22 protein-coding genes are annotated in these 21,042 nt (G+C 26.0%); 21 read left to right on the plus strand and 1 reads right to left on the minus strand.

Annotated features, from left to right (window positions below; translation table 11 throughout):
* Positions 1–11: 11 nt before the first annotated feature.
* From KYD98_RS12455 to KYD98_RS12530, 16 genes are all read left to right on the plus strand, one after another.
* Positions 12–1,466: a UDP-N-acetylmuramoyl-L-alanyl-D-glutamate--2,6-diaminopimelate ligase gene (locus KYD98_RS12455; protein WP_219780374.1), complete on the plus strand. Its 1,455-nt coding sequence runs from the start codon at positions 12–14 to the stop codon at positions 1,464–1,466.
* Between the two features lie 14 nt (positions 1,467–1,480).
* Positions 1,481–2,842: a UDP-N-acetylmuramoyl-tripeptide--D-alanyl-D-alanine ligase gene (locus tag KYD98_RS12460; protein WP_219780375.1), complete on the plus strand. Its 1,362-nt coding sequence runs from the start codon at positions 1,481–1,483 to the stop codon at positions 2,840–2,842.
* Positions 2,843–2,883: 41 nt separating this feature from the next.
* A complete protein-coding gene (gene mraY / locus KYD98_RS12465; protein WP_219780376.1) occupies positions 2,884–3,861 on the plus strand; it encodes a phospho-N-acetylmuramoyl-pentapeptide-transferase in 978 nt (325 codons plus the stop codon).
* Between the two features lie 48 nt (positions 3,862–3,909).
* On the plus strand, positions 3,910–5,034 hold the full coding sequence (spoVE, locus tag KYD98_RS12470) for a stage V sporulation protein E (protein ID WP_219780377.1): 1,125 nt from the start codon (positions 3,910–3,912) through the stop codon (positions 5,032–5,034).
* Positions 5,035–5,303: 269 nt separating this feature from the next.
* Positions 5,304–6,062, plus strand: a complete 759-nt coding sequence (locus KYD98_RS12475; RefSeq protein WP_219780378.1) for a cell division protein FtsQ/DivIB — start codon at positions 5,304–5,306, stop codon at positions 6,060–6,062.
* Between the two features lie 14 nt (positions 6,063–6,076).
* Complete coding sequence (locus tag KYD98_RS12480) at positions 6,077–6,805, plus strand: DUF881 domain-containing protein (RefSeq protein WP_219780379.1); 729 nt, start codon at positions 6,077–6,079, stop codon at positions 6,803–6,805.
* 13 nt (positions 6,806–6,818) lie between these two features.
* On the plus strand, positions 6,819–7,157 hold the full coding sequence (locus KYD98_RS12485; protein ID WP_219780380.1) for a small basic family protein: 339 nt from the start codon (positions 6,819–6,821) through the stop codon (positions 7,155–7,157).
* 12 nt (positions 7,158–7,169) lie between these two features.
* A complete protein-coding gene (locus tag KYD98_RS12490; RefSeq protein ID WP_219780381.1) occupies positions 7,170–7,901 on the plus strand; it encodes a DUF881 domain-containing protein in 732 nt (243 codons plus the stop codon).
* A 113-nt stretch (positions 7,902–8,014) separates the two neighbouring features.
* Positions 8,015–8,677, plus strand: coding sequence for a YggS family pyridoxal phosphate-dependent enzyme (locus KYD98_RS12495; protein WP_219780382.1), 663 nt, complete (start codon positions 8,015–8,017; stop codon positions 8,675–8,677).
* Positions 8,678–8,697: 20 nt separating this feature from the next.
* On the plus strand, positions 8,698–9,147 hold the full coding sequence (locus KYD98_RS12500) for a cell division protein SepF (protein ID WP_219780383.1): 450 nt from the start codon (positions 8,698–8,700) through the stop codon (positions 9,145–9,147).
* Positions 9,148–9,156: 9 nt separating this feature from the next.
* On the plus strand, positions 9,157–9,423 hold the full coding sequence (locus KYD98_RS12505) for a YggT family protein (protein WP_219780384.1): 267 nt from the start codon (positions 9,157–9,159) through the stop codon (positions 9,421–9,423).
* A gap of 6 nt (positions 9,424–9,429) precedes the next feature.
* Positions 9,430–10,194 carry a YlmH/Sll1252 family protein gene (locus KYD98_RS12510; protein ID WP_219780385.1) on the plus strand — a complete coding sequence of 255 codons (765 nt, stop codon included), beginning with the start codon at positions 9,430–9,432 and terminating at the stop codon, positions 10,192–10,194.
* Between the two features lie 13 nt (positions 10,195–10,207).
* Positions 10,208–10,828 carry a DivIVA domain-containing protein gene (locus KYD98_RS12515; RefSeq protein WP_219780386.1) on the plus strand — a complete coding sequence of 207 codons (621 nt, stop codon included), beginning with the start codon at positions 10,208–10,210 and terminating at the stop codon, positions 10,826–10,828.
* Between the two features lie 275 nt (positions 10,829–11,103).
* Entirely contained in the window at positions 11,104–12,006 is a 903-nt protein-coding gene (locus KYD98_RS12520; protein WP_219780387.1) for an RluA family pseudouridine synthase, read from the plus strand.
* A gap of 43 nt (positions 12,007–12,049) precedes the next feature.
* On the plus strand, positions 12,050–12,595 hold the full coding sequence (gene pyrR, locus KYD98_RS12525) for a bifunctional pyr operon transcriptional regulator/uracil phosphoribosyltransferase PyrR (RefSeq protein ID WP_219780388.1): 546 nt from the start codon (positions 12,050–12,052) through the stop codon (positions 12,593–12,595).
* A gap of 43 nt (positions 12,596–12,638) precedes the next feature.
* Positions 12,639–13,799, plus strand: a complete 1,161-nt coding sequence (locus KYD98_RS12530) for a THUMP domain-containing class I SAM-dependent RNA methyltransferase (RefSeq protein WP_219780389.1) — start codon at positions 12,639–12,641, stop codon at positions 13,797–13,799.
* Between the two features lie 85 nt (positions 13,800–13,884).
* Here KYD98_RS12530 and KYD98_RS12535 read toward each other — a convergent pair whose 3' ends face one another.
* On the minus strand, positions 13,885–15,618 hold the full coding sequence (locus KYD98_RS12535; protein ID WP_219780390.1) for an Rqc2 family fibronectin-binding protein: 1,734 nt from the start codon (positions 15,616–15,618) through the stop codon (positions 13,885–13,887).
* A gap of 442 nt (positions 15,619–16,060) precedes the next feature.
* Between KYD98_RS12535 and dapF the strand changes: the two genes are divergently transcribed.
* The 5 genes from dapF to KYD98_RS12560 all read left to right on the plus strand — a co-directional run bounded on the left by dapF (position 16,061) and on the right by KYD98_RS12560 (position 21,027).
* Positions 16,061–16,879, plus strand: a complete 819-nt coding sequence (gene dapF, locus KYD98_RS12540) for a diaminopimelate epimerase (protein WP_219780391.1) — start codon at positions 16,061–16,063, stop codon at positions 16,877–16,879.
* Positions 16,880–16,911: 32 nt separating this feature from the next.
* Positions 16,912–17,916, plus strand: a complete 1,005-nt coding sequence (locus KYD98_RS12545; protein WP_219780392.1) for a hypothetical protein — start codon at positions 16,912–16,914, stop codon at positions 17,914–17,916.
* Positions 17,917–18,143: 227 nt separating this feature from the next.
* Positions 18,144–19,529, plus strand: a complete 1,386-nt coding sequence (locus KYD98_RS12550; protein WP_219780393.1) for a GspE/PulE family protein — start codon at positions 18,144–18,146, stop codon at positions 19,527–19,529.
* Entirely contained in the window at positions 19,516–20,589 is a 1,074-nt protein-coding gene (locus KYD98_RS12555; RefSeq protein WP_219780394.1) for a type II secretion system F family protein, read from the plus strand. Before KYD98_RS12550 ends, KYD98_RS12555 begins: the two co-directional genes overlap by 14 nt.
* Positions 20,590–21,027: a prepilin-type N-terminal cleavage/methylation domain-containing protein gene (locus tag KYD98_RS12560; RefSeq protein WP_219780395.1), complete on the plus strand. Its 438-nt coding sequence runs from the start codon at positions 20,590–20,592 to the stop codon at positions 21,025–21,027. It abuts the gene before it with no gap.
* Positions 21,028–21,042: the final 15 nt, after the last annotated feature.

The raw sequence follows: 21,042 nt of genomic DNA on the forward strand, positions 1-21,042 counted from the left end.
GATGGTTAAAAATGAACCTTAAAGATATTTTAAAGGGGATAAATTATAAAGTTATACAAGGAAGTTTAGATAATGAAATAGTATCAATTAATTATGATAGTAGAAAGATTAGAAAATCAGATTTATTTGTTTGTATAAAGGGATTTGCAACTGATGGTCATAAGTATGTTCAAAGTGCGTTAGAAAATGGTGCTAAAGCTATTATAATTCAAGATGATATAGAAGTTTCAGATAAGAATATTGCTTTAATAAAGGTTGATGATAGTAGAAAAGCATTGGCTATTATGGCAGGAAATTATTATGATAATCCAAGCAAAAAAATGAAGATGATAGGTATAACAGGTACAAATGGAAAAACCACTACAGCTTTTATGATAAAATCAATTTTAGAATCTAACGGAAAGAAAGTTGGTTTAATAGGTACTATAGCTAATTACATAGGAAAAGAAAAAATTGATACAGAAAGAACTACTCCAGAATCATTAGAATTACAAGAATTATTTAATAATATGGTAAACAAAGGTGTAGAATACTGTGTAATGGAAGTATCATCGCATTCATTAGAATTAGATAGAGTGTATGGAATAGATTTTGAAGTTGGAATATTTACTAATTTAACTAGAGATCACTTAGACTTTCATAAAACATTTGAAAATTATTATAAAGCTAAATTTAAATTATTTAAAAGAAGCATTATAAGAATTGTTAATATTGACGATTATTATGGAAAACAAGTAGTAAGTGATTTAACTAATCTTAATGCAAATAATATATATGATTACTCAATAAAAGAAGATTCTTATTTTAAATCATATGATGAAAAAATGGGAAGTAAAAATATAAAGTTTAAAGTGAATTTATCAGAAAGTGAAGAATTTGTTTTATCAATTCCAGGAGAATATAATATCTATAATGCACTTGGTGCGATAGGAGCATGTTATAAATTAGATATACCAGTTTTGGATATTAAAGAAGGTATTAATAAAGTAATAGTTCCAGGCAGATGTGAAAGAGCTGTAGTAGAGTATAATTTACCTTATGATATAATTATAGACTATGCTCATACCCCAGATGGTTTAGAAAATATTTTAAAAACAGCAAGAGGATTTACAAAAGGAAGATTAATTGCTTTATTTGGTTGTGGAGGAGATAGGGATAAAGTAAAGAGACCTCAAATGGGTAAAATAGGTACAGATATAGCTGATATTTCTATAATAACTTCAGATAATCCAAGAAGCGAAAAACCAATGCAAATCATAAAAGATATTGAATCAGGAATAGATAAGGATAATTATATAGTAATAGAAAATAGAAAAGAAGCTATAGAAAGAGCTATAGAAATAGCAAAAGAAGATGATGTTATAGTAATTGCAGGAAAAGGACATGAAACATATCAAATATTAAAGGATAAAACTATACATTTTGATGAAAGAGAAGTTGTAAAAGAAATATTAGATAATAAATAAGAGGTGAACTAATTATGGATTTAACTTTAAATGAAGTTATTGAAGCTAGTAATGGAGAAATATTATTTAAAAATTGTGAGGGTATTTTTAATAAAGTTTCAACAGATACAAGAAAAATTGAAAAAGGAAGTTTGTTTATTGCACTTAAGGGTGAGAATTTTAATGGTAATGATTATGTAGTTGAAGCTATAAAAAAAGGAGCTTCAATTGTTATTGTTGATGAGGTAAAATTTGATTCAAAAGATTTAAATAATAATGGTGTAGTTATAAAGGTAGGTGATACAAAAGTAGCACTAGGAGCTATAGCAAAATATTATAGAGAAAAGTTAGGGATAAAAGTTGTAGGAATTACAGGTTCTACAGGAAAAACATCTACAAAAGATTTAGTAGCAGCTTTTTTAAGTGGAAAATACTCAGTATTTAAGACTAAGGGAAATTTTAATAATGAAATAGGTTTACCTCTTATGATATTAGAATTGGATTCAAGCTATGAAGTTGCAGTTTTAGAAATGGGTACAAATAATTTTAACGAGATTCATAGATTGGCAAATATTGCAATGCCAGATATTGCTACAATTACTAATATAGGAGTATCGCATATAGAAAATTTAAAAACAAGAGAGAATATACTTAAGGAAAAGCTAAGTATAACTGATTTTTTTAAAGAGAATAACCCATTAGTTATAAACAATGAAAATGATATGCTTCAAAAAATAAAAGAAGATAATAGATTTAAATTAGAAAAGATTGGCTATAATGAAGAATGTGAAGTGTATGCTAAAAACATAGATTTAACTGAAAAAACGACATCTTTTGATGTAGTGACTAAAAGTGGTGAAAGCTATAGATTTACATTAAATATGGTTGGAAAGCATAATGTGTTAAATGCTCTTTTAGGTATACAAATATCAAGAGAACTTGGAGTTACTTTTGAAGAAATGAATGACGGACTTAAAAATTTACAAGCAACTTCAATGAGATTAGAATTTATAAAAAAAGGTGATTTTACAATAATTAATGATTGTTATAATGCTAGTCCGGATTCAATGAAAGCTGCATTAGATGTGTTAAAGACTTATTCAGGTAAAAGAAAAATAGCAGTATTAGGTGATATGGGTGAACTTGGAGACCATTCTAAATCATCACATAAAATAGTTGGAGAGTATGCATTAGAAAAAGCAGATATAATATTATCAACTGGTAAATTTAAAGAAGATTATAAAGAGGGATTTGGAAAAGATACATTAATATTTAATTCTAAAAATGAACTTATAGAATCTTTAACAAGACGAATTAAAAAAGATGATGTGATTTTAATTAAAGCATCAAGATCGGCAAAATTTGAAGAAATAGTAAAATATATAGAAAATTTATAATATAACAAAGGAGGTGAACTGCCTTAATAGGGCAGTATTAGATGGGGGATATAGTAAAAGAATTAATAAATCCAATAATTTTATCAGCATTATTAATGGGGTTTGTATTTTCAATGATTTTAGGACCAATATTTATTCCAATATTACACAAGCTAAAATTTGGTCAAAATATTAGGAAAGAAGGTCCTAAAAGTCATCAAAAAAAATCTGGTACTCCAACAATGGGAGGTATTATATTTTTTATTTCAGTAACTGTTACAATGTTAATTATAGGATATAAGCCTACAGACGAAGCTATGGTAATATTATATTCATTGATTGCTTTTGGAATAATTGGGTTCTTGGATGATATATTAAAGATAATTCATAAGGATAATCTTGGATTAAAGGCATGGCAAAAAATGTTATTATTAATTATGTTTTCAGTAGCATTAGCTTATTATGGTTATGTAAATATAGGATCAGAAATAATAGTTCCGTTTTTAAATAATTACCAATTAAATTTAGGAATATTGTATATACCTTTAGCAGTTGTATATTATTCAGCGGTAACTAATGCTGTTAATTTAACTGATGGGATAGACGGCCTTGCGACATCTGTTACAGTTATTGTGCTAACATTCTTCACAATAATAGGGTTTAAAACAGGGCATTATCAAGTGGGAGTATTTTCTATTGCTCTTGCAGGAGCTTTATTAGGATTTCTTAGATTTAATGCTTTTCCGGCAAAAATTTTTATGGGTGATACAGGGTCATTAGCACTAGGAGGAGCTATAGCAACAATAGCTTTGATATTAAAAATGCCACTATTTATAATTATAGTTGGAGGTATATATGTTCTTGAAACTTTATCAGTTATAATGCAAGTTGCTTCATTTAAGTTGACAGGAAAAAGAATTTTTAAAATGGCACCTATACATCATCATTTTGAACAATGTGGCTGGAGTGAAGTGAAAATAGTTACAGTATTTGCTACTATAACATTAGTTTTATGTATTATAGGATTTATAGCACTTTAGCTGTATTGACAAATTAAACTTATTAATTGTGATTTGGAGGATTTGTGTATGAGGGTTGGCAAACTCAAAAAAAGGAAAATGGGTCAGATGGACTATGGTATATTTTACAGTGTAGTTTTATTGTTAGCAGTAGGAGTTGTTATGGTATACTCTGCAAGTTCTTATTATGCTATGTTTAGAAATAATGATAGTATGTATTTTTTGAAAAGACAGTTGATATGGGCAATTTTAGGAATGGCAGTAATGTATATTATGATGTCAATAGATTATCATAAAATAAAAAGATATACTTTTGGGATAATGATTGCTAGTATACCATTATTATTATTAGTGTTTTTATTTCCTGGAGTAAATGGTGCACAAAGATGGATACAAATAGGACCTTTATCATTTCAACCATCAGAATTAGCTAAATATGTAGTAGTATTATTTTTAGCTAAAAGTATAGAGCTTAAAGGTGATGGTGTAAAGAAATTTAATACAGGTATAGTACCATATTTAGGAGTCTCAGGAATATACGCTGCATTAATATTAGCAGAAAAAAACTTAAGTATAGCATCTGTTATAATGATAGTTACATTCATAATACTTTTTTCTTCAGGTGGTAGAATAAAACACTTATTTGGAATAGTAGCTCCTCTTATGGTAGCAGCGGCTACTATATTTACATTAGGAGAACCATATAGAAGGGCTAGAATGTTAAATTTTATAAATCCGTGGAAAGATCCAGCAAAAAATGGATATCAATTAATACAGTCATTTTATGCTCTAGGAGCTGGTGGGGTTACAGGGCTTGGGTTAGGTCAATCAAGACAAAAAACTTTATATATGCCAGAACCACATAACGATTTTATTTTTGCTATAATTGGAGAAGAATTAGGGCTTATAGGATGTATATTGATCATAACGATTTTTATGGTATTTATATGGAGAGGGATTAAAGTTGCAATGACAGCAAAAGATACCTATGGAACATTGTTAGCAGTGGGTATTACATCTGTTATAGCAGTACAATCACTAATAAATATAGCAGTTGTAACGGGATCAATGCCTGTTACTGGGGTTCCACTTCCATTTATTAGTTATGGAGGAACGTCGCTAGTAATAAATATGGCTGCGATGGGAATCCTTTTAAATATATCTCGTCAAACAGAAGGCAAAATAGATACGTAACTATTAATGAATAAAAAGCTATGGTTTTTTAAAATCATAGCTTTAATTATATTTGTAGATATTTTAATGATATGATTTAAGTAAACGTTATTATTTTAAAATCAATCCTTAATTTATTAAATTATTATTAATTATGTAACATATATTAAAAAAATGATGAAAATATGTTGTCAAAGTGGTATTATTATATAAGATAATTTTAGTAAAAAATGATTTATTAAATTATTTTGTATAAATAAATATTTATTGAGATGAATAAGGAAATAGGGATGTGTATGACAAAAAAGGAAAATAAATATATTCTAAGAGCTAAGCGTAAAAGATTTATAAAGAAGTTGATAGTTATACTTCTTTTTTTAGTTATAGGCGTTATAATTTTTATAACAAAATCAGGAATCTTTATAGTAAGAAAAGTTGCAGTTACAGGGAATCCTATAATAACTGGTGATGATGTTAAAAAAAGATGTGAAAAGATTTTAGGTGATAATATTTTTTTTGTTAATAAAAAAGACTTAATAGAAGAAGCTAAAAAAAATCCTTATGTAGATACAGTAACTATAAGTAAAAAATTCCCGAAACAAGTTAATATAAACATAATAGAAAAAGAAGGGATTTATTATATAAATAAGGATAATAAAAAATATATTTTTAATAATAAATTAGTCTTATTAGAAAAAACCGATGATCTAAAAGGTAGGAATTTATTAGAACTAAAAGGAATTGAATTTGAAGATACTGAAATAGGTAATAAGGTGTTGGATGATCAAAGAATAAATACTATTTTAGAAGAATTTTATGAAATAGTAAAAAATAACCCTACAGAATATAATATCAACTGTATCAATCTTGAGGATTTGACAAATATTAAGGTATATATGGGAGAAGTAGAAGGGAGAATAGGGAATGATGAGGATTTATTTAATAAAATGAATAAAGTTTTACACATCATTTCTAATCCTGAAATTGGAATGAAAAAAGGGTATATAGATGTTAGCTTTCAAGGAGCGCCAGTATATTATAGTGAATAGAAAGGTAGATAAAAATGAGGGTATCTAGATCACAAATTTTTGTAGCACTAGTATGTGCACTTTTAGGCTTTTTATTAGCTTATCAATTTAAGTTATTATCAAATAAAAACGCTCAAAATCAAATTAGTAATTATGATAAAAATAATATTATTGCTGAAGTAGAAAGTTTAAAAAAAGAAAAGGAGGAACTAGAAAAATCTAATGCTACTTTATCTGAAGAACTTAAAAATTTAGAAGAGTCTGCTGCAAAAGATGGAGATTTAGGAAAAGAGATAAAAAACACTCTTGATAATGCTAGAATGCATTTAGGAATAGTAGATGTTAAAGGGCCAGGAATAGTAATAACTATATCACCTAAGACTTCTATATTTTCATCAAATCCATCAGATAGTGGTAGAAATTTAGGTGAAGAAGAACTGGTTCATATTGTGAATTTACTTTGGTATTCTGGTGCAGAAGCCATTTCAATAAATGATATTAGAATAACACCTCAAACAGGAATAAAGGTTGCAGGTAATGGTATTTCTATAGGTTCATCAGGTAGAATATATCCTAATGATAAAATTATAATAAATGTTATTGGGGATAAAGGAAGATTGAATGTTGGTATATCTTTTCCAGGATCATTAGATTATGGAGCACTTCCAAATTATACTTGTGAAGTAAAAACAAGTGATGATATATTAATTAAAAAAACAACACAATCTATAAAAAATGAATATATAAAGTCTGTAAAAGAATAAAGGGGGTATAAGTTTGATTGCAATAATTGGATTATTAATAGGAGTAATATTAGGATTTGTATTTGATGTTAACATTTCAGAAACATTTTCACCATATATGTCAGTTGCCATACTTGCATGTTTAGATTCAGTTTTTGGTGCTATTAGAGCAAATTTATCTAAAAATTTTCAAGCAGATATTTTCATATCAGGCTTTTTTGGAAATGCACTTCTTGCAGCAGGGCTAGCATATTTAGGAGATAAATTAGGTATACCTATATACATAGCAGCAGTAATAGTTTTTGGAGGAAGAATATTTGATAATTTTGCAATAATAAGAAGACTCTTATTAGAAAAAGCTAAATCGCGTTAAGAGGTGAAGATTGTGAAGAACAATAAGCAATTTTACTTTGTTTTTCTTGCAAGCATAATTTTAGGAGTTCTAATATCAACAAATTTTAATTTGGAACAAATAGGATCTTTTACAGAATTAAATGCGAAACAATATAAAGACGCAACAGAAGAAAGAGCTAATTTATATAAAGAAATAGGAAATTTAAAAGAAAATAATATTGAAACTAAAGATAAAATTAATGATTATATGAAAGAAGATGAAAAGAATGAGAAGATTCTTCAAGATATGAAATCTCAAATAGTAGATTACGAATTATTTACAGGTTTGAGTAAAGTAGAAGGTCCTGGTATAGTATTAAAAATAAAAGATGGAAATATAAATTTGGAAGAAGATTCAGAATATGAAACAAAAAGTAAGATTTTTCATGACAATGATATGGCTTTAGTTTTAAATGAGCTACGCAAGGCTGGTGCAGAAGCCATTAGTGTTAATAATCATAGAGTAGTACCTTGGACAGGTGTAATATGTAGTTGGGCATTTATTGGATTTGATGATAATAGTATGGAATCAGCTCCATTTAATATATATGCAATTGGTGATCCAGAAAAACTTAAAACGGCACTATTAGAGGATGGTAGCCATGTAAAAGAGCTTATTATTAGAAATTTATATGTAGAAATTGAAGAACGAGATAATATAACTATATTGCCGACAACAAACAATAAAGAATCGCAATTTATGAAAAGATATGAAAATAATTAAAAAATTTTAAATAAATATTAATTTACTAATATTTTTTTGAAGGAAATTTGATTTTTTTAGAGAATAGTATTTATAGATGGGATGTAATGACTAATTAGAAAAGGAGTTAAGCTATGAGTATTAAAGAAAATATAAATAAGCTCAGATTTGAAATTCCTGAAGGCGTGGATCTCTTAGCTGTTTCTAAGACAAAACCCATAGAAGATTTAGAAGAAGCGTACCAAGCAGGAATTAGAGATTTTGGTGAGAACAAAGTTCAAGAACTTCTTAGTAAAGAAGAAGAGTTCCATAAGGATGTAAGATGGCATCTTATAGGAAAACTTCAAACTAACAAAGTCAAATATTTAGTAGATAAAGTATATTTAATACATTCTTTATCTAGTCTTAAGCTTTTAAAAGAGGTTGAGAGAGTATTTAGAAATGCTGATAAAATAGCGAATACATTAATACAAATCAACATCGGAAGAGAAGAAAGTAAAAGTGGAATATTAGAAGAAGAGTTATTTGATTTAATTAATGAAGTTGAAAAGTGTAATCATGTTTTTGTAAAAGGAATTATGGTTATTATTCCTAAAGGAAATGATGAAGATAACCGAAAATACTTTAGAAGAACAAAAAAAATATTTGATGATCTTAAACAAAAAGATTATAAGAATATTAAAATGGAAATACTTTCAATGGGAATGACACATGATTTTAAAGTAGCAATCGAAGAAGGTTCTACATTAGTGAGAGTTGGACAGGGAGTATTTGGTGAAAGAGACTATAATATATAATAAATTAGGAGGAAAAAGTCATGAGTGATATGTTAACTAAAATGAAATCATTTTTAGGATTAGGGGATGAAGATTACGACGATTACGATGAATATGATGAAGAATTAGAAGATGATGAATTAGAAGAAATAGAACCAGTAATTACTAATAAAAAAAATAGCAAGGTTGTAAATATACACACATCTTCATCTATAAAAGTAACAATTACTAAACCTGTTGATTATGAAGAAGCAACTGAAATTTGTGATGCATTAAAAAATAGAAGAATAGTTTTAGTAAATACTACATTATTAGAATTAAAAATTGCTCAAAGATTATTAGATTTCATAAGTGGTTCTTGCTATGCTTTAGGAGGAGAGTTACAACAAATAGAAAAAGGTGTATATATACTTTCACCTTCAAATGTAGAAGTAACTAATGAATTAAAGAATGAATTAAGTTCAAAAGCTTTATTTAATTGGTCAAAATAGGAGGCAAATATGTCATATATTATTGGTAATTTTATTAGTATACTTTTTAGAATATTAGAATTTGCTATACTAATAGAATGTGTATTTTCGTGGGTATCTCCTGGTAAACAAAATCAGTTTATGAATTTAATAAGCAGTTTTACTTATCCTGTATTAGAACCATTTAGAAAATTACAATATAAGTTTATGCCAAATATGCAAATAGATTTTTCTCCTATCTTTGCAATATTTGCAATGGATATAATTAAATCTGTAATTTTAAGATTTTTATATTGATTTATTATGAAAGAACAAATAATTAAAGTATTTGTAGAAGAAGACAGGGTAGATGCACTGAACCTATATGATAAATATATATTATCACTAAATAAAAATATTACAGTTTTTGGAAATGACTTTTATCCACCAAATATATGGAGATGGTTTGAAAAAAATTGTATAAATAATAACGTTAAAGTTGAGAGTAATGGGATATTTGAAAGTTCTGAAAGAAGAATGATAGTATTTAATAACATATATCAATCTTCTTTTCCCATGAAATTGTTTAAAATAGAAAGTAAATCTAAATTTTCAAACTTAAAACACAAAGATTTCCTAGGTGGAATTTTATCACTTGGAATTGAGAGAAACAAAATAGGTGATTTATTAGTAGAGGATAATATTTGTTATTTTCCAGCACATGAAGATATAGGGAATTTTTTATTGTATAATTTAGAGAAAATTGGTAGAATGCCTTGCTTGATTAAAGAAGTTAATGAACAAGGAGAATTTCCAGAACTTAAATTAGAAGAAAGTATTATTTTAGTTTCTTCATTAAGAATCGATGGAATAGTTTCTAAAATAGCTAAACTACCAAGATCAAAAGCTCAAATATTAATTGATCAGGGACAAGTATTATTAGATTATTCAAAAATTAAAAATAAAAGTTATGAAGTTAAACAAGATGAAAGAATCACTATAAAAGGAACTGGTAAATTTATAGTAGGAAATGTTATTGGTAATAGCAAAAGTGGAAAATACAAAATGATAATAAAAAAATATACATAATTGAGGTGAGGGTATGAAATTAACACCAATGGACATAACTAATAAGGAGTTTAAAAAAGGAATAAGAGGTTACAATATAGAAGAAGTTGATGAATTTTTAGAAGAAATAGTTAATAATTACGAAGAACTATATAAAGAAAATTCTAATTTAAAAGAAAAGTTAACAAATATAAATGAAAAAGTAGAGCATTATTCAAAGATTGAAAGTACTATACAAAACACATTAGTACTTGCACAAAATGCGGCAGAACAAGCTAAGAGTTCAGCACAGAAAGAAGCAGAATTAATCCTTAAAAATGCAAATGAAACAGCTCAAAAGGTACTTGATAAATCTCATAATGATGTAATTGCAATAAATGATGAATACGAAAGAGTAAAACAAGAATTTATTAAATTTAGAGCTAAATATAGAAATTTTATGAATACTCAATTAGAAACATTTGATGATTTAGAAAAAGATTTTATTAAGAATTATAATGTTTCAGATCCAGTTGAAGAAACTGAAATACAAGAAAAGGATATTGATTTAGAAGAAAAAGAAGTAAAAATATCTGATAAAAATATAGGTAATTATGATCAAAAGTCAATTGCTGAAGATTTAAATGAAATAAAGAGTTTTTTTGCTCAAGATTAGTAGATTTATAGCTATAGTAATAAAAATACCTTTAAATTGTAATTATAATTACTTTTTAAAGGTATTTTTATTCTTGATATCACAATTTACTAGTTTATTTTTTATCAAAACATGAAAGTTAAATTTAATATAGAATTAAAAGTGTTTTTAAATAAATAATTTATTATAGTTATTTATTTTAGTATAAGCTAATTATCAATTTAAATAATGTGTTGAGATAAATTAGTTATTATATTATAATGTTGAGAGAATATGCATAGAAAGGGTACTAATCTATGGAAAAAAAAGTTTTTATAGTAGATAAAGAAGGAACCAGAATAGATAAATATTTGAGTGATGTTTTAGAGGGAAAATCTCGTTCTTTTATTCAAGGTCTTATTGAAAAAGAAAATATTAGTGTAAATAATAATTTAGTTAAAAGTAATTATAAATTGAAACTGAGTGATAAGATAGAAGTAATTATACCAGAACCAGAAATTTTAAAAGTTACTCCAGAAGAAATAAAACTTGATATTTTATATGAAGATAAAGATATAATAGTTGTAAATAAAGAACAAGGTATGGTTGTGCATCCAGCTCCAGGAAATTATAATGGAACATTAGTAAATGCATTGCTTTTCCATTGTGATGATTTATCAAGTATAAATGGTATTATAAGACCCGGAATAGTGCATAGAATTGATAAAGATACATCTGGAGTGTTAGTAGTAGCTAAAAATGATAGTGCTCATAATAAACTTGCAACTCAACTAAAAGATCATTCAATGAAAAGAGAATATTATGCTTTAGTTGAAGGTAGATTAAAAAATGATTTGGGAACTATTAATAAACCACTCGGAAGGGATAAAAAAAATAGATTAAAGATTGCTATAACTGAGGATGGTAGAAAAGCTATAACACACTATGAAGTTTTGGAAAGATATAATGCGGGTTATACGTTAATTAAATGTATTTTAGAAACAGGAAGAACACATCAAATAAGAGTACATATGACATCTTTAGGACACCCATTGGTTGGTGATCCACTTTATGGTTTTAAAAAGCAAAGATTTAAACTTGAAGGACAAATGTTACATGCAAAAAAATTAGGTTTTATACATCCAACTACAAAAGAGTATGTGGAGTTTATAACTGATTTACCAAACTATTTTAAAGAAGTACTACAAAAGTTAAAATAGATGATTGATATATAAGTTCCAATAAAGTTTTAGGAGGTATTTTATGAGTTTAAAAGCTGTTTTATTAGATGATAAAGCTATAAAAAGAACGTTAATTAGAATTTCGCATGAAATAATAGAAAGAAATAAAGGGATAGAAGATGTAGTATTAGTTGGGATAAAAAGAAGGGGATATCCTATTGCTCAAAGGATTGCTGCATATATCGAGGGAATTGAAGGAATAAAAGTAGATGTTGGATCTGTAGATATAACTTTATATAGAGATGATCTTACAATAGTAGATAAAGAACCTAAAGTTAAGAATTTAGATTTAGGAGTTAGTATAAAAAATAAAAAGGTTATTTTAGTAGATGATGTATTATATACATGTAGGACTTCTAGAGCAGCTATTGATGCCATTATGGATGTGGACAGACCACAATGCATACAACTAGCTGTATTGATTGATAGGGGGCATAAAGAGCTTCCTATAAGGGCAGACTATGTAGGTAAGAATATTCCTACATCTAAAAATGAAGTTATAAAGGTAATGGTAGAAGAAATTGATCAAGAAGATTCAGTGAAAATATATGATCCAGAAGATAAATAAAAATAAGATTTTTCATTTAACCGTTTTATAGAAGGAGTAGAATATGTACAATTTAATTGCAACAAGTACTTTTGGTATTGAAAGTATAACAGCTAAAGAATTAAAAGCACTTGGATATGAAGATTTAAAGATTGAAAATGGTAAAGTAACATTTGAAGGAGATGAAATGGATATAGCAATTGCAAATGTTCATTTAAGAACTGCAGATAGAGTTCTAATAAAAATGGCTGAATTTGAAGCAAGATCTTTTGAAGAACTTTTTCAAGGAACAAAAGGTGTAAAGTGGCATGAAATAATACCTAAAGATGGAGTAATGCATGTTGTTGGTAAATCTGTAAAATCAACTTTACATAGTGTACCAGATTGTCAATCTATAGTAAAAAAAGCTGTTATAAATAGTATGAGTGAAAATTATGGAATTAGTGAATTTAGTGAAAGTGGACCAGTATACAAAATAGAAGTAGCTATATTAAAAGATGTTGTTACTTTAACTATAGATACAACAGGTCCAGGATTACATAAAAGAGGATATAGAGAATTAGCAGGAGCTGCACCTTTAAAAGAAACTTTAGCTGCATCAATGCTGTTAATTTCAAGATGGAGAGATGATTTTGAATTAATAGATCCATTTTGTGGTTCAGGTACTATATTAATTGAAGGAGCTATGATAGCGCAAAATATTGCACCAGGTTCAAATAGAAATTTTGTTTGTGAAACTTGGTCTGATCAAATGAAAAAAACATTTGATATGGTACGTGAAGGAGCTAAAAAAGCAGAAAAGAATAAAGAGATTAGTTTAATAGGATATGATATAGATTATAGGGTACTTAAAGTAGCTATGGAGAATGCTAAAAAAGCAGGTGTAGATAAGTATATAAAATTCCAAAAAAGAGATTTTATGAACTTTTCAAGTTCTAAAAAACATGGTTTTATAGTATCTAATCCTCCTTATGGTGAAAGATTAGGTGAAAGAGAAGCTTTAGGAATTCTTTATAAACATATGGGAGATATTAAAAGAAAACTAGAAGGCTGGGATTTCAATATCTTAACTTCTATTGAAGGTTTTGAAAAATTTCTTAATATAAAATCTACTAAAAATAGAAAACTATATAATGGTAAAATTAAATGCTACTATTATCAATATTTTAATAATGATAAAATTAAAAATCCTGGAGATACATTAATAAATGAATTAATGGATTAATTAAGTTAATATTTTAAAACAAAAAAGAACTGTCTTATAAGATAGTTCTTTTTTGTTTTGAAATCTTGATATTGTAACACATATTTTATTTATTAAATTCTAATTTATCAAATTCTTTAGGATCAACTATTACAGTTTTATTAGTATGATAAATCACCATACCTGGCTTTGAACCATTTGGCTTTTTAAGCTCTTTTACTTTTGTATAATCTACCGGTACTTTAGAAGAATTTTTTCCTTTACTATAATATGCAGCAATTATCGCGGCTTCTTCTAATGTTTTATCTGGTACATCAAATGAAGCAATTATAACATGAGAACCTGGAATATCTTTTGTGTGTAACCAAAGATAATTTCTGTTCGCAAATTTTAAACTTAAATAATCATTTTGTAGATTATTTTTACCTACATAGATATCAATACCTTCACTAGATTTAAAATGATGAGGTTTTGAAGTTTTGTTTTTCTTGCTATTCTTATCAGATTTTCTGAATTTTATATATCCTGTTTCAATAAGCTCATTTTTTATATCTGAAATTTCTTCATAGCTTTCAACATTTTGAATATTTGTAAGAACTGAACTTAAATATTCTTCTTCTTTAGAATTTTTATCAAGCTGCTTTTTAGCATATTCTTCAGATACTTTTAATTTATTGTATTTTTTATAATAAGCTTGCACATTCTCAGATGGAGTTTTAAAAGGGTCCAATCTTATCTCCATATATTCTTCATTTTCACTATAGTAATTTAATAATGAAACTCTAACATCACCTTTTTTTATTGTATATATATAAGAAGTTAAAAGATCACCTTTAATTCTTAATATCTCTTTTTCAGAACATTCATTTAATGTTTGAATAAGAATTTTTGATTTCTTTTTACATCTATCTATATTTGTAGATACTAATTTTTCAAGATTATTAGCCCTGCTATGTAATCTATCTTGCATATCTTTTTTGAAGAAGAAATCATCCATTAGAAGGTTAGGGTTATCATAATATATATTTGAATAATCATTTTCTAAAGAGGAAAGCTTTAAAAAATAGAAGTCTTTAAAAATTCCTGATTGATTTGTATAGATATTATAAGAAATATTTTTATCTAAAGTAATAATAAAATTATTAAAAAATTTAAAAATTTCTTCTCTAGTAGGTGATGAATTAGATTTAATAATGTTATAATATAAATCTAAAGACAATAATTTACTAACACCTGTAAAAGATTTAGAAAAAAATGTCTCATCAAAAGTGATTGAATTATTACTAATAAAATTATTAAAATCTTCATAAGCAAATGAAAAAGGATTTAATTTATTGGAGTTAGGTGGATAAACATAGTTAACTCCTGGATAGAGAACTCTAAAAGTATTTATATCTGGGGTGATATGTTTAATAGATTCCATAACTTTATTATCACGTTTTCTAACTAATGTTATATTAGAGTGTCTACCCATCAATTCTATTATTAAAGAATATACACTATCAAATCCTAATTCATCTCGATTTTCTATATCTATTATTAAAATTCTATCATTGTTTTTTTGAGTTAGTTTAGTAATGCGACCACCTAATATATATTTTCTTAGTACCATTAAATACATAGGAGCTTTAATAGGATTATTTTTAGTTAAATTTGTTAAATGTATTCTAGCAAACCTTGGAGAAGCAGATATTAAAAGTTTTATATTTTTGCGATCTTTTCTTAAGGTTAAAATAATTTCGTCTTTTTCAGGTTGATTTATTTTATCTATTTTTGAATCTAATATTGATTTTTTTAAATCATTAACTAAACTATATAAGTAGATACCGTCAAGTGCCATTATAATTCGTCCTTTCTTAGTAGGTATAAGACATTAAAAATTAATGTCTTGCAAATAGTATAACATTATAAATGTAATATTATCAAATATACATATTATATAGTAGTTATAGTAAAATAGGATATGAATTAATCTTTATTTAATATATGTTCTAATTAGATTAATACATTTATAATCTTTTATATCATTTTTATAAAGAGTTAAATCTTTAATTAAGAATATCTAGTTATAAGCATATATATCACAAATTATATATATAAGTTCCTTACTATACTAGTAAGCAATATTAGTTATAAATATTCTAACATTTATATTAATCAACAAATTTTTTTGAACTTATATATTTAGAATAAATTATTTAAGAGAAAAAATATTTATAAAGATTTTTATGGTATTGTTAATATAAAATATGCAAAACTAATAAAATAGGAGGGATATTAAAATGGAATTTTATAAAATGCATGGGGCAGGAAATGATTTTATTTTTATTGAAGATTTTAAGTATAAAATAAAAGAAGAATGTGATTTAGCCAAAAAACTTTGTGATAGGCATTTTGGAATTGGTGCAGATGGATTAATTATTGTTAGAGATTCAGATAAAGCTGATGCTAAAATGATTATAATAAATTCTGATGGCTCGAGAGCAAATATGTGTGGAAATGCTATTAGATGTTTTGGAAAATATGTTTATGAAAATAAAATTATAAATGAAACTAAATTTTTAGTAGAAACAGGAGATGGAGTTAAAGAAATTGAAATAATATTAAATAACAACAATGTAGAATATGTAAAAGTATATATGGGAGTTCCATCTTATAATGGAATAGATATACCTTTAAATGATAAAAAACAGCTAATAGATACTGAGGTTAATATTAGTGGAGAAAGTTACAAAATGACTACAATATTAATGGGAGTTCCTCATACTGTTATTTTTGAAACTGATAAAGAATATGATGTTAAAGAAGGATATAAAATAGAAAAATTTAATTTATTTAAAGAGGGAACTAATGTTAACTTTGTTAAGATTAAAGATAAGAATCACATAAGAGTGAATACCTGGGAAAGAGGTGCAGGAGCAACTCTTGCTTGTGGTACTGGATGTTGTGCATCAGTAGTTGTTGCCAAACATTTAGGATATGTAGAAGATGGAAAAATTTTTGTTAAGGCACCAGGTGGAGAATTAATTATTGAAGTCTTAGAAAATGGTGTATACATGAGTGGACCGGCAGAATTTATATGTAAAGGGACTGTTATTTAAAATAATTACTTAAATAATATGAGGGAATAAAAATGAGCATATTTAAAAATAAGAGTTTAAAGTTTTTAGCTTTGATTGTTTTTCCTCTGTTTGTATTAGGATGTTCAGGTAATAAGTCTAATATTTCTAATAAGGCAGAGGAAATAAAGTTAAATTCAGGGGCAGTATTAAAGAGTGAAGATTCATCATATGGTTTATACAATTATAAAGACGGAAAATATGAAAAAGAGCAAATGAATGATATGGTAGTTACTTATGATAAAGAGAGTTCAAGTTATATATACATGCAGGATGAAAAACATTATATTGTACATAATGGATATAAAATGGAAGTTAAGGATAAAAACTATAGCAACATAAAAATGTCACCTAATGGAGAGTATGTATCATATTTTATAGAGGATGATGGATTAAAATTAAAAGTTTTCACTAATATAAATGATAAAGAAATACACCTTAAATCTAATGTTTCTATATCAGGAACTTTATATGATTGGTATGACAAAAATACTCTTGTTTATTATGGTATAAGTAATGAGGGTGTAAATGGTATATTTACTTATAATTTAGAAACAAACAAAGAAGAATTATTATATAAAATACAAGAAGGTTTTTTATCTTTTATAAAGGCATCGAAAGATAATGTTATTTTTTTACAAATAGATTTAGAAAATAAGAAAAGTTTAATGATTATTAATAAAGTAAGTAAAGAGGTGACTTTATTAAATGATAATATAGAAATAGTATCAGATGTAGTTATTCAAAATGAGGATATATATTTTACGGGAAGAATTAATGGTGATAAGGAATCTCTTTACAAAATAAAAGGAGATAAAGCAAAAAGAGTTATTTTTGATTTTCCTAATGTAGTAAAAATTGATAAAGGGCTATGTACTGATGAAAAGAATAATATATTATTTATTGGTTCTAATGAATCTTTAAATAATGAGAGCATATATAGTTTTTCGGAAGATGGAACTATAGAATTAGTATCTAAGCCAGCAAAAGAATATATTTTTTTAGATTATATAAGCTGAAATAATTATAAATAAAAAGATGTTAAAACAGAAATTAGTGTTTTAACATCTTTTTATTTTTTGTTATGTTTAAATTAATGTTAATAGTATAGTGTAAAACAAATTCAAATACAAGTTCGTTCTTATATTATAATATAATCAGTATTTTAAAAGATAGCCTTTTATTTTTAAAAATTTTCAATAAAAGTGAATAAATTTATATCTAATAGGTGAGAGTAAAAATATAAATGGAAAATAATGTAAAGGAGGAGAGGGAGATTAGTGAGTATGGAATAAGGGATGTGGATATAAGTATTGCTAGGAAAGTAAATGGTGATATATGTGAAAAATACAATATAATTCCTTTGAAGAAACAAGAAGAAAAGACTCTAGTTTTAAGTTATAATGCATTAGAAGAATCTAAACATTATTTAAGATTTATTTATAATACAGACATTATATTAAAAGAAGTAACAAAGGAAAATTATGAGTATTTAAAAGATGTAATATTTAAAGTAGACAGTAAAAATTTAGATGAATATCTTATATATAATGCAGTTGATAGAGGTGCTAGTGACATACATTTTGAACCAAGACAAAATGAGGTTGATATAAGATATAGAATTAATGGAAGTTTAGTTTTAGTTCATAAAATATTTCTTTCAGAATATCTAGCTTTGTCATCTAAAATAAAACTTAAAGCTAATATGGATATATCTGAAAAAAGAAAACCACAAGATGGAAAGATTGTGATAAATCATAAAGGTGTTAAGTATGATTTAAGACTTTCATCTATACCGTTGGTTTATGGTGAAAAGTTAGTTATAAGAATATTGTATTGTGAAACTTTTAATTATAAGTTAGAGAGTTTAGGATTTTCTAAAGATAAAGTAGAAGTTATTAGAAAGATGATGGCATTAAATACTGGGTTAATAATTGTCACAGGACCAACTGGGAGTGGAAAATCCACTACATTATATACAATTTTAAAGGAAATAAACAAAGAAGATGTCAATATTACAACATTAGAAGATCCTGTAGAAGCAGTAATTCCTAATATAAATCAGATGAGTTTAAATAAAAAACTTGATATTAATTTTTCTACAGGGCTAAAAAACATTTTAAGACAAGATCCAGATGTAATTATGATAGGAGAAGTTAGGGATGAAGAAACAGCACATATGGTTGTAAGAGCTGCAATAACAGGACACAAAGTATATACAACAATTCATACTGCAACTCCAAGAGAGGTATTTTTTAGATTAGAGGACATGGGGGTTAAACCTTACTTAATTAGAGATTCTCTTATAGGAATTATATCTCAAAGGTTAGTAAAGACCTTATGTAAAAAGTGTAAAAGAGAAGATAAAGAAACTTTTTATAAAGGAAATAAGGTTTATAAAAAGGTTGGATGTAAATCATGTAATTATTCAGGTTACAGTGGAAGAAAGCTTGTAAGCTCTGTATATTTTTTAGGAAGAGAATATGGAATAGAAAAAATTTATAATGATAGAAAATATTTATCAAACATTAGTATGAAAAATGATTTAGAAAGTTTAATGGAGAATGGAGAAATACCTTATGATGATTATTTGAAATTTATAGAAGGCGAGGGATTAAGTGAGTGTATTTAAATTTAGAGAAAATTTTATTAAAAATAACTTTAGCAAGGTCAACTATAGAGAATTGAGTTTAATATCAGGAAATTTAGCTCATCTTTATAAAGATGGAATTCCAATAAATGATGCAATAGGTTTAATTAAAGAAGTAACTTTAAATAGATCTTATAAAGAAAGTTTAGAAAAGGTAGTAGATTTAATACAGGAAGGAAAAAGTTTATCTGAAGCTTTTGGATACATGCCAGAATTTTATCCAAAGTTTTTTATAGGAATAATTTCAATAGGAGAAAATAGTGGAAAGTTATATGAAGTTTTATGTACGTTAAAAAATTATTACAGTAAAAGAGTTTCTATAAAAAAAGAAATTATAAATTCAATAACATATCCATTAATTATTTTGACATCAATTATATTTCTTGTCATATTTATGATGCTAATAGTAATTCCTAATTTTTATGAAATTTATTTATCTATAGGAACTACGCCTCCTTTAAGTTGTTCTATATTATATAAAATTAGTGTCTATTTTAAGAGTAATATTATTCTTAGTGTAATTAGTATAATATGTTGGTTTATACTTGCACCAATTATAGCTATTAAGGGATTAAGTAATACAAAAAATGTATATATGTTTAAAAATATAAAAATTATTAATGATTTTTTTGAATATATTATTGTTTTAATACTTTCCATTATAGTTAATAGTGGTGTTAATATATCCTATGGACTAAAGTATTGTTCTGAAGGTATGAATTTAAATTATCTAAGTAATAAACTAAATCATATTAATAAAAATATTCTAACAGGAGAATCATTAACAGAAGCATTAATTGATGCTGAAGGGTTTTCTAAATATACAGTTGCTATAGTTAGAATACGGGAAGAAAGTGGATCTATTGGAGAGGGACTTAATGAACTAAGCATTTCCCTTCAGGAAAATTTAAGCAAAAGAATAAATAAATATCTTAGCTTTTTACAACCGTTTTTAATAATTTTTATGTCAATCTTAATTACAATATTTTTTATAGCATTTATATTGCCATTATTTGATGCGTTGAAAAGTGGAATAAGATAGATGAGGAAAAAAGGTTTTACCTTAATAGAATTGGTTATAAGTATAGCTATAATTACTATTATTTTTGCTGTATCTATATCTTTAAGTAAGATGAATTCTAGGATTTATAATGATATAAGATATGAAAGTTTACTCTATGAGATAGAAGATATTATATCTTATTCTAAGGCATACTGTAAAAATAATAATACGTCGGGAGAAATACAGATAGATAATAAGCTTAATGAGATTTCATTCTCCCAAAATGATGATAAAAAAATAAAAAAGGTTACTCTACCTAAAGACATAAATCTGATTGTGAAAAATGAAATCTTAAATATAGGTTCAAATGGACATATAAAGAATGGATTGTGTATAAGTGTTGAAGATAAATATCATGAATGTTATGACATTACAATAAGAGTAGGTGTAGACTTAGTTACCATAAAGAAAAAATAGTTAAGTATTTTTAGG

This window comes from Clostridium weizhouense (genome assembly GCF_019431045.1).
Lineage (GTDB): Bacteria > Bacillota > Clostridia > Clostridiales > Clostridiaceae > Clostridium > Clostridium weizhouense.

Excerpts from the sequence above, each read along its gene's own strand:
- KYD98_RS12455 (WP_219780374.1), top strand. The coding sequence starts at position 12 with ATGAACCTTAAAGATATTTTAAAGGGGATAAATTATAAAGTTATACAA.
- KYD98_RS12460 (WP_219780375.1), top strand. The coding sequence starts at position 1,481 with ATGGATTTAACTTTAAATGAAGTTATTGAAGCTAGTAATGGAGAAATA.
- mraY (WP_219780376.1), top strand. The coding sequence starts at position 2,884 with ATGGGGGATATAGTAAAAGAATTAATAAATCCAATAATTTTATCAGCA.
- spoVE (WP_219780377.1), top strand. The coding sequence starts at position 3,910 with ATGAGGGTTGGCAAACTCAAAAAAAGGAAAATGGGTCAGATGGACTAT.
- KYD98_RS12475 (WP_219780378.1), top strand. The coding sequence starts at position 5,304 with ATGTGTATGACAAAAAAGGAAAATAAATATATTCTAAGAGCTAAGCGT.
- KYD98_RS12480 (WP_219780379.1), top strand. The coding sequence starts at position 6,077 with ATGAGGGTATCTAGATCACAAATTTTTGTAGCACTAGTATGTGCACTT.
- KYD98_RS12495 (WP_219780382.1), top strand. The coding sequence starts at position 8,015 with ATGAGTATTAAAGAAAATATAAATAAGCTCAGATTTGAAATTCCTGAA.
- KYD98_RS12500 (WP_219780383.1), top strand. The coding sequence starts at position 8,698 with ATGAGTGATATGTTAACTAAAATGAAATCATTTTTAGGATTAGGGGAT.
- KYD98_RS12505 (WP_219780384.1), top strand. The coding sequence starts at position 9,157 with ATGTCATATATTATTGGTAATTTTATTAGTATACTTTTTAGAATATTA.
- KYD98_RS12510 (WP_219780385.1), top strand. The coding sequence starts at position 9,430 with ATGAAAGAACAAATAATTAAAGTATTTGTAGAAGAAGACAGGGTAGAT.
- KYD98_RS12515 (WP_219780386.1), top strand. The coding sequence starts at position 10,208 with ATGAAATTAACACCAATGGACATAACTAATAAGGAGTTTAAAAAAGGA.
- KYD98_RS12520 (WP_219780387.1), top strand. The coding sequence starts at position 11,104 with ATGGAAAAAAAAGTTTTTATAGTAGATAAAGAAGGAACCAGAATAGAT.
- pyrR (WP_219780388.1), top strand. The coding sequence starts at position 12,050 with ATGAGTTTAAAAGCTGTTTTATTAGATGATAAAGCTATAAAAAGAACG.
- KYD98_RS12530 (WP_219780389.1), top strand. The coding sequence starts at position 12,639 with ATGTACAATTTAATTGCAACAAGTACTTTTGGTATTGAAAGTATAACA.
- KYD98_RS12535 (WP_219780390.1), bottom strand. The coding sequence starts at position 15,618 with ATGGCACTTGACGGTATCTACTTATATAGTTTAGTTAATGATTTAAAA.
- dapF (WP_219780391.1), top strand. The coding sequence starts at position 16,061 with ATGGAATTTTATAAAATGCATGGGGCAGGAAATGATTTTATTTTTATT.
- KYD98_RS12545 (WP_219780392.1), top strand. The coding sequence starts at position 16,912 with ATGAGCATATTTAAAAATAAGAGTTTAAAGTTTTTAGCTTTGATTGTT.
- KYD98_RS12550 (WP_219780393.1), top strand. The coding sequence starts at position 18,144 with ATGGAAAATAATGTAAAGGAGGAGAGGGAGATTAGTGAGTATGGAATA.
- KYD98_RS12560 (WP_219780395.1), top strand. The coding sequence starts at position 20,590 with ATGAGGAAAAAAGGTTTTACCTTAATAGAATTGGTTATAAGTATAGCT.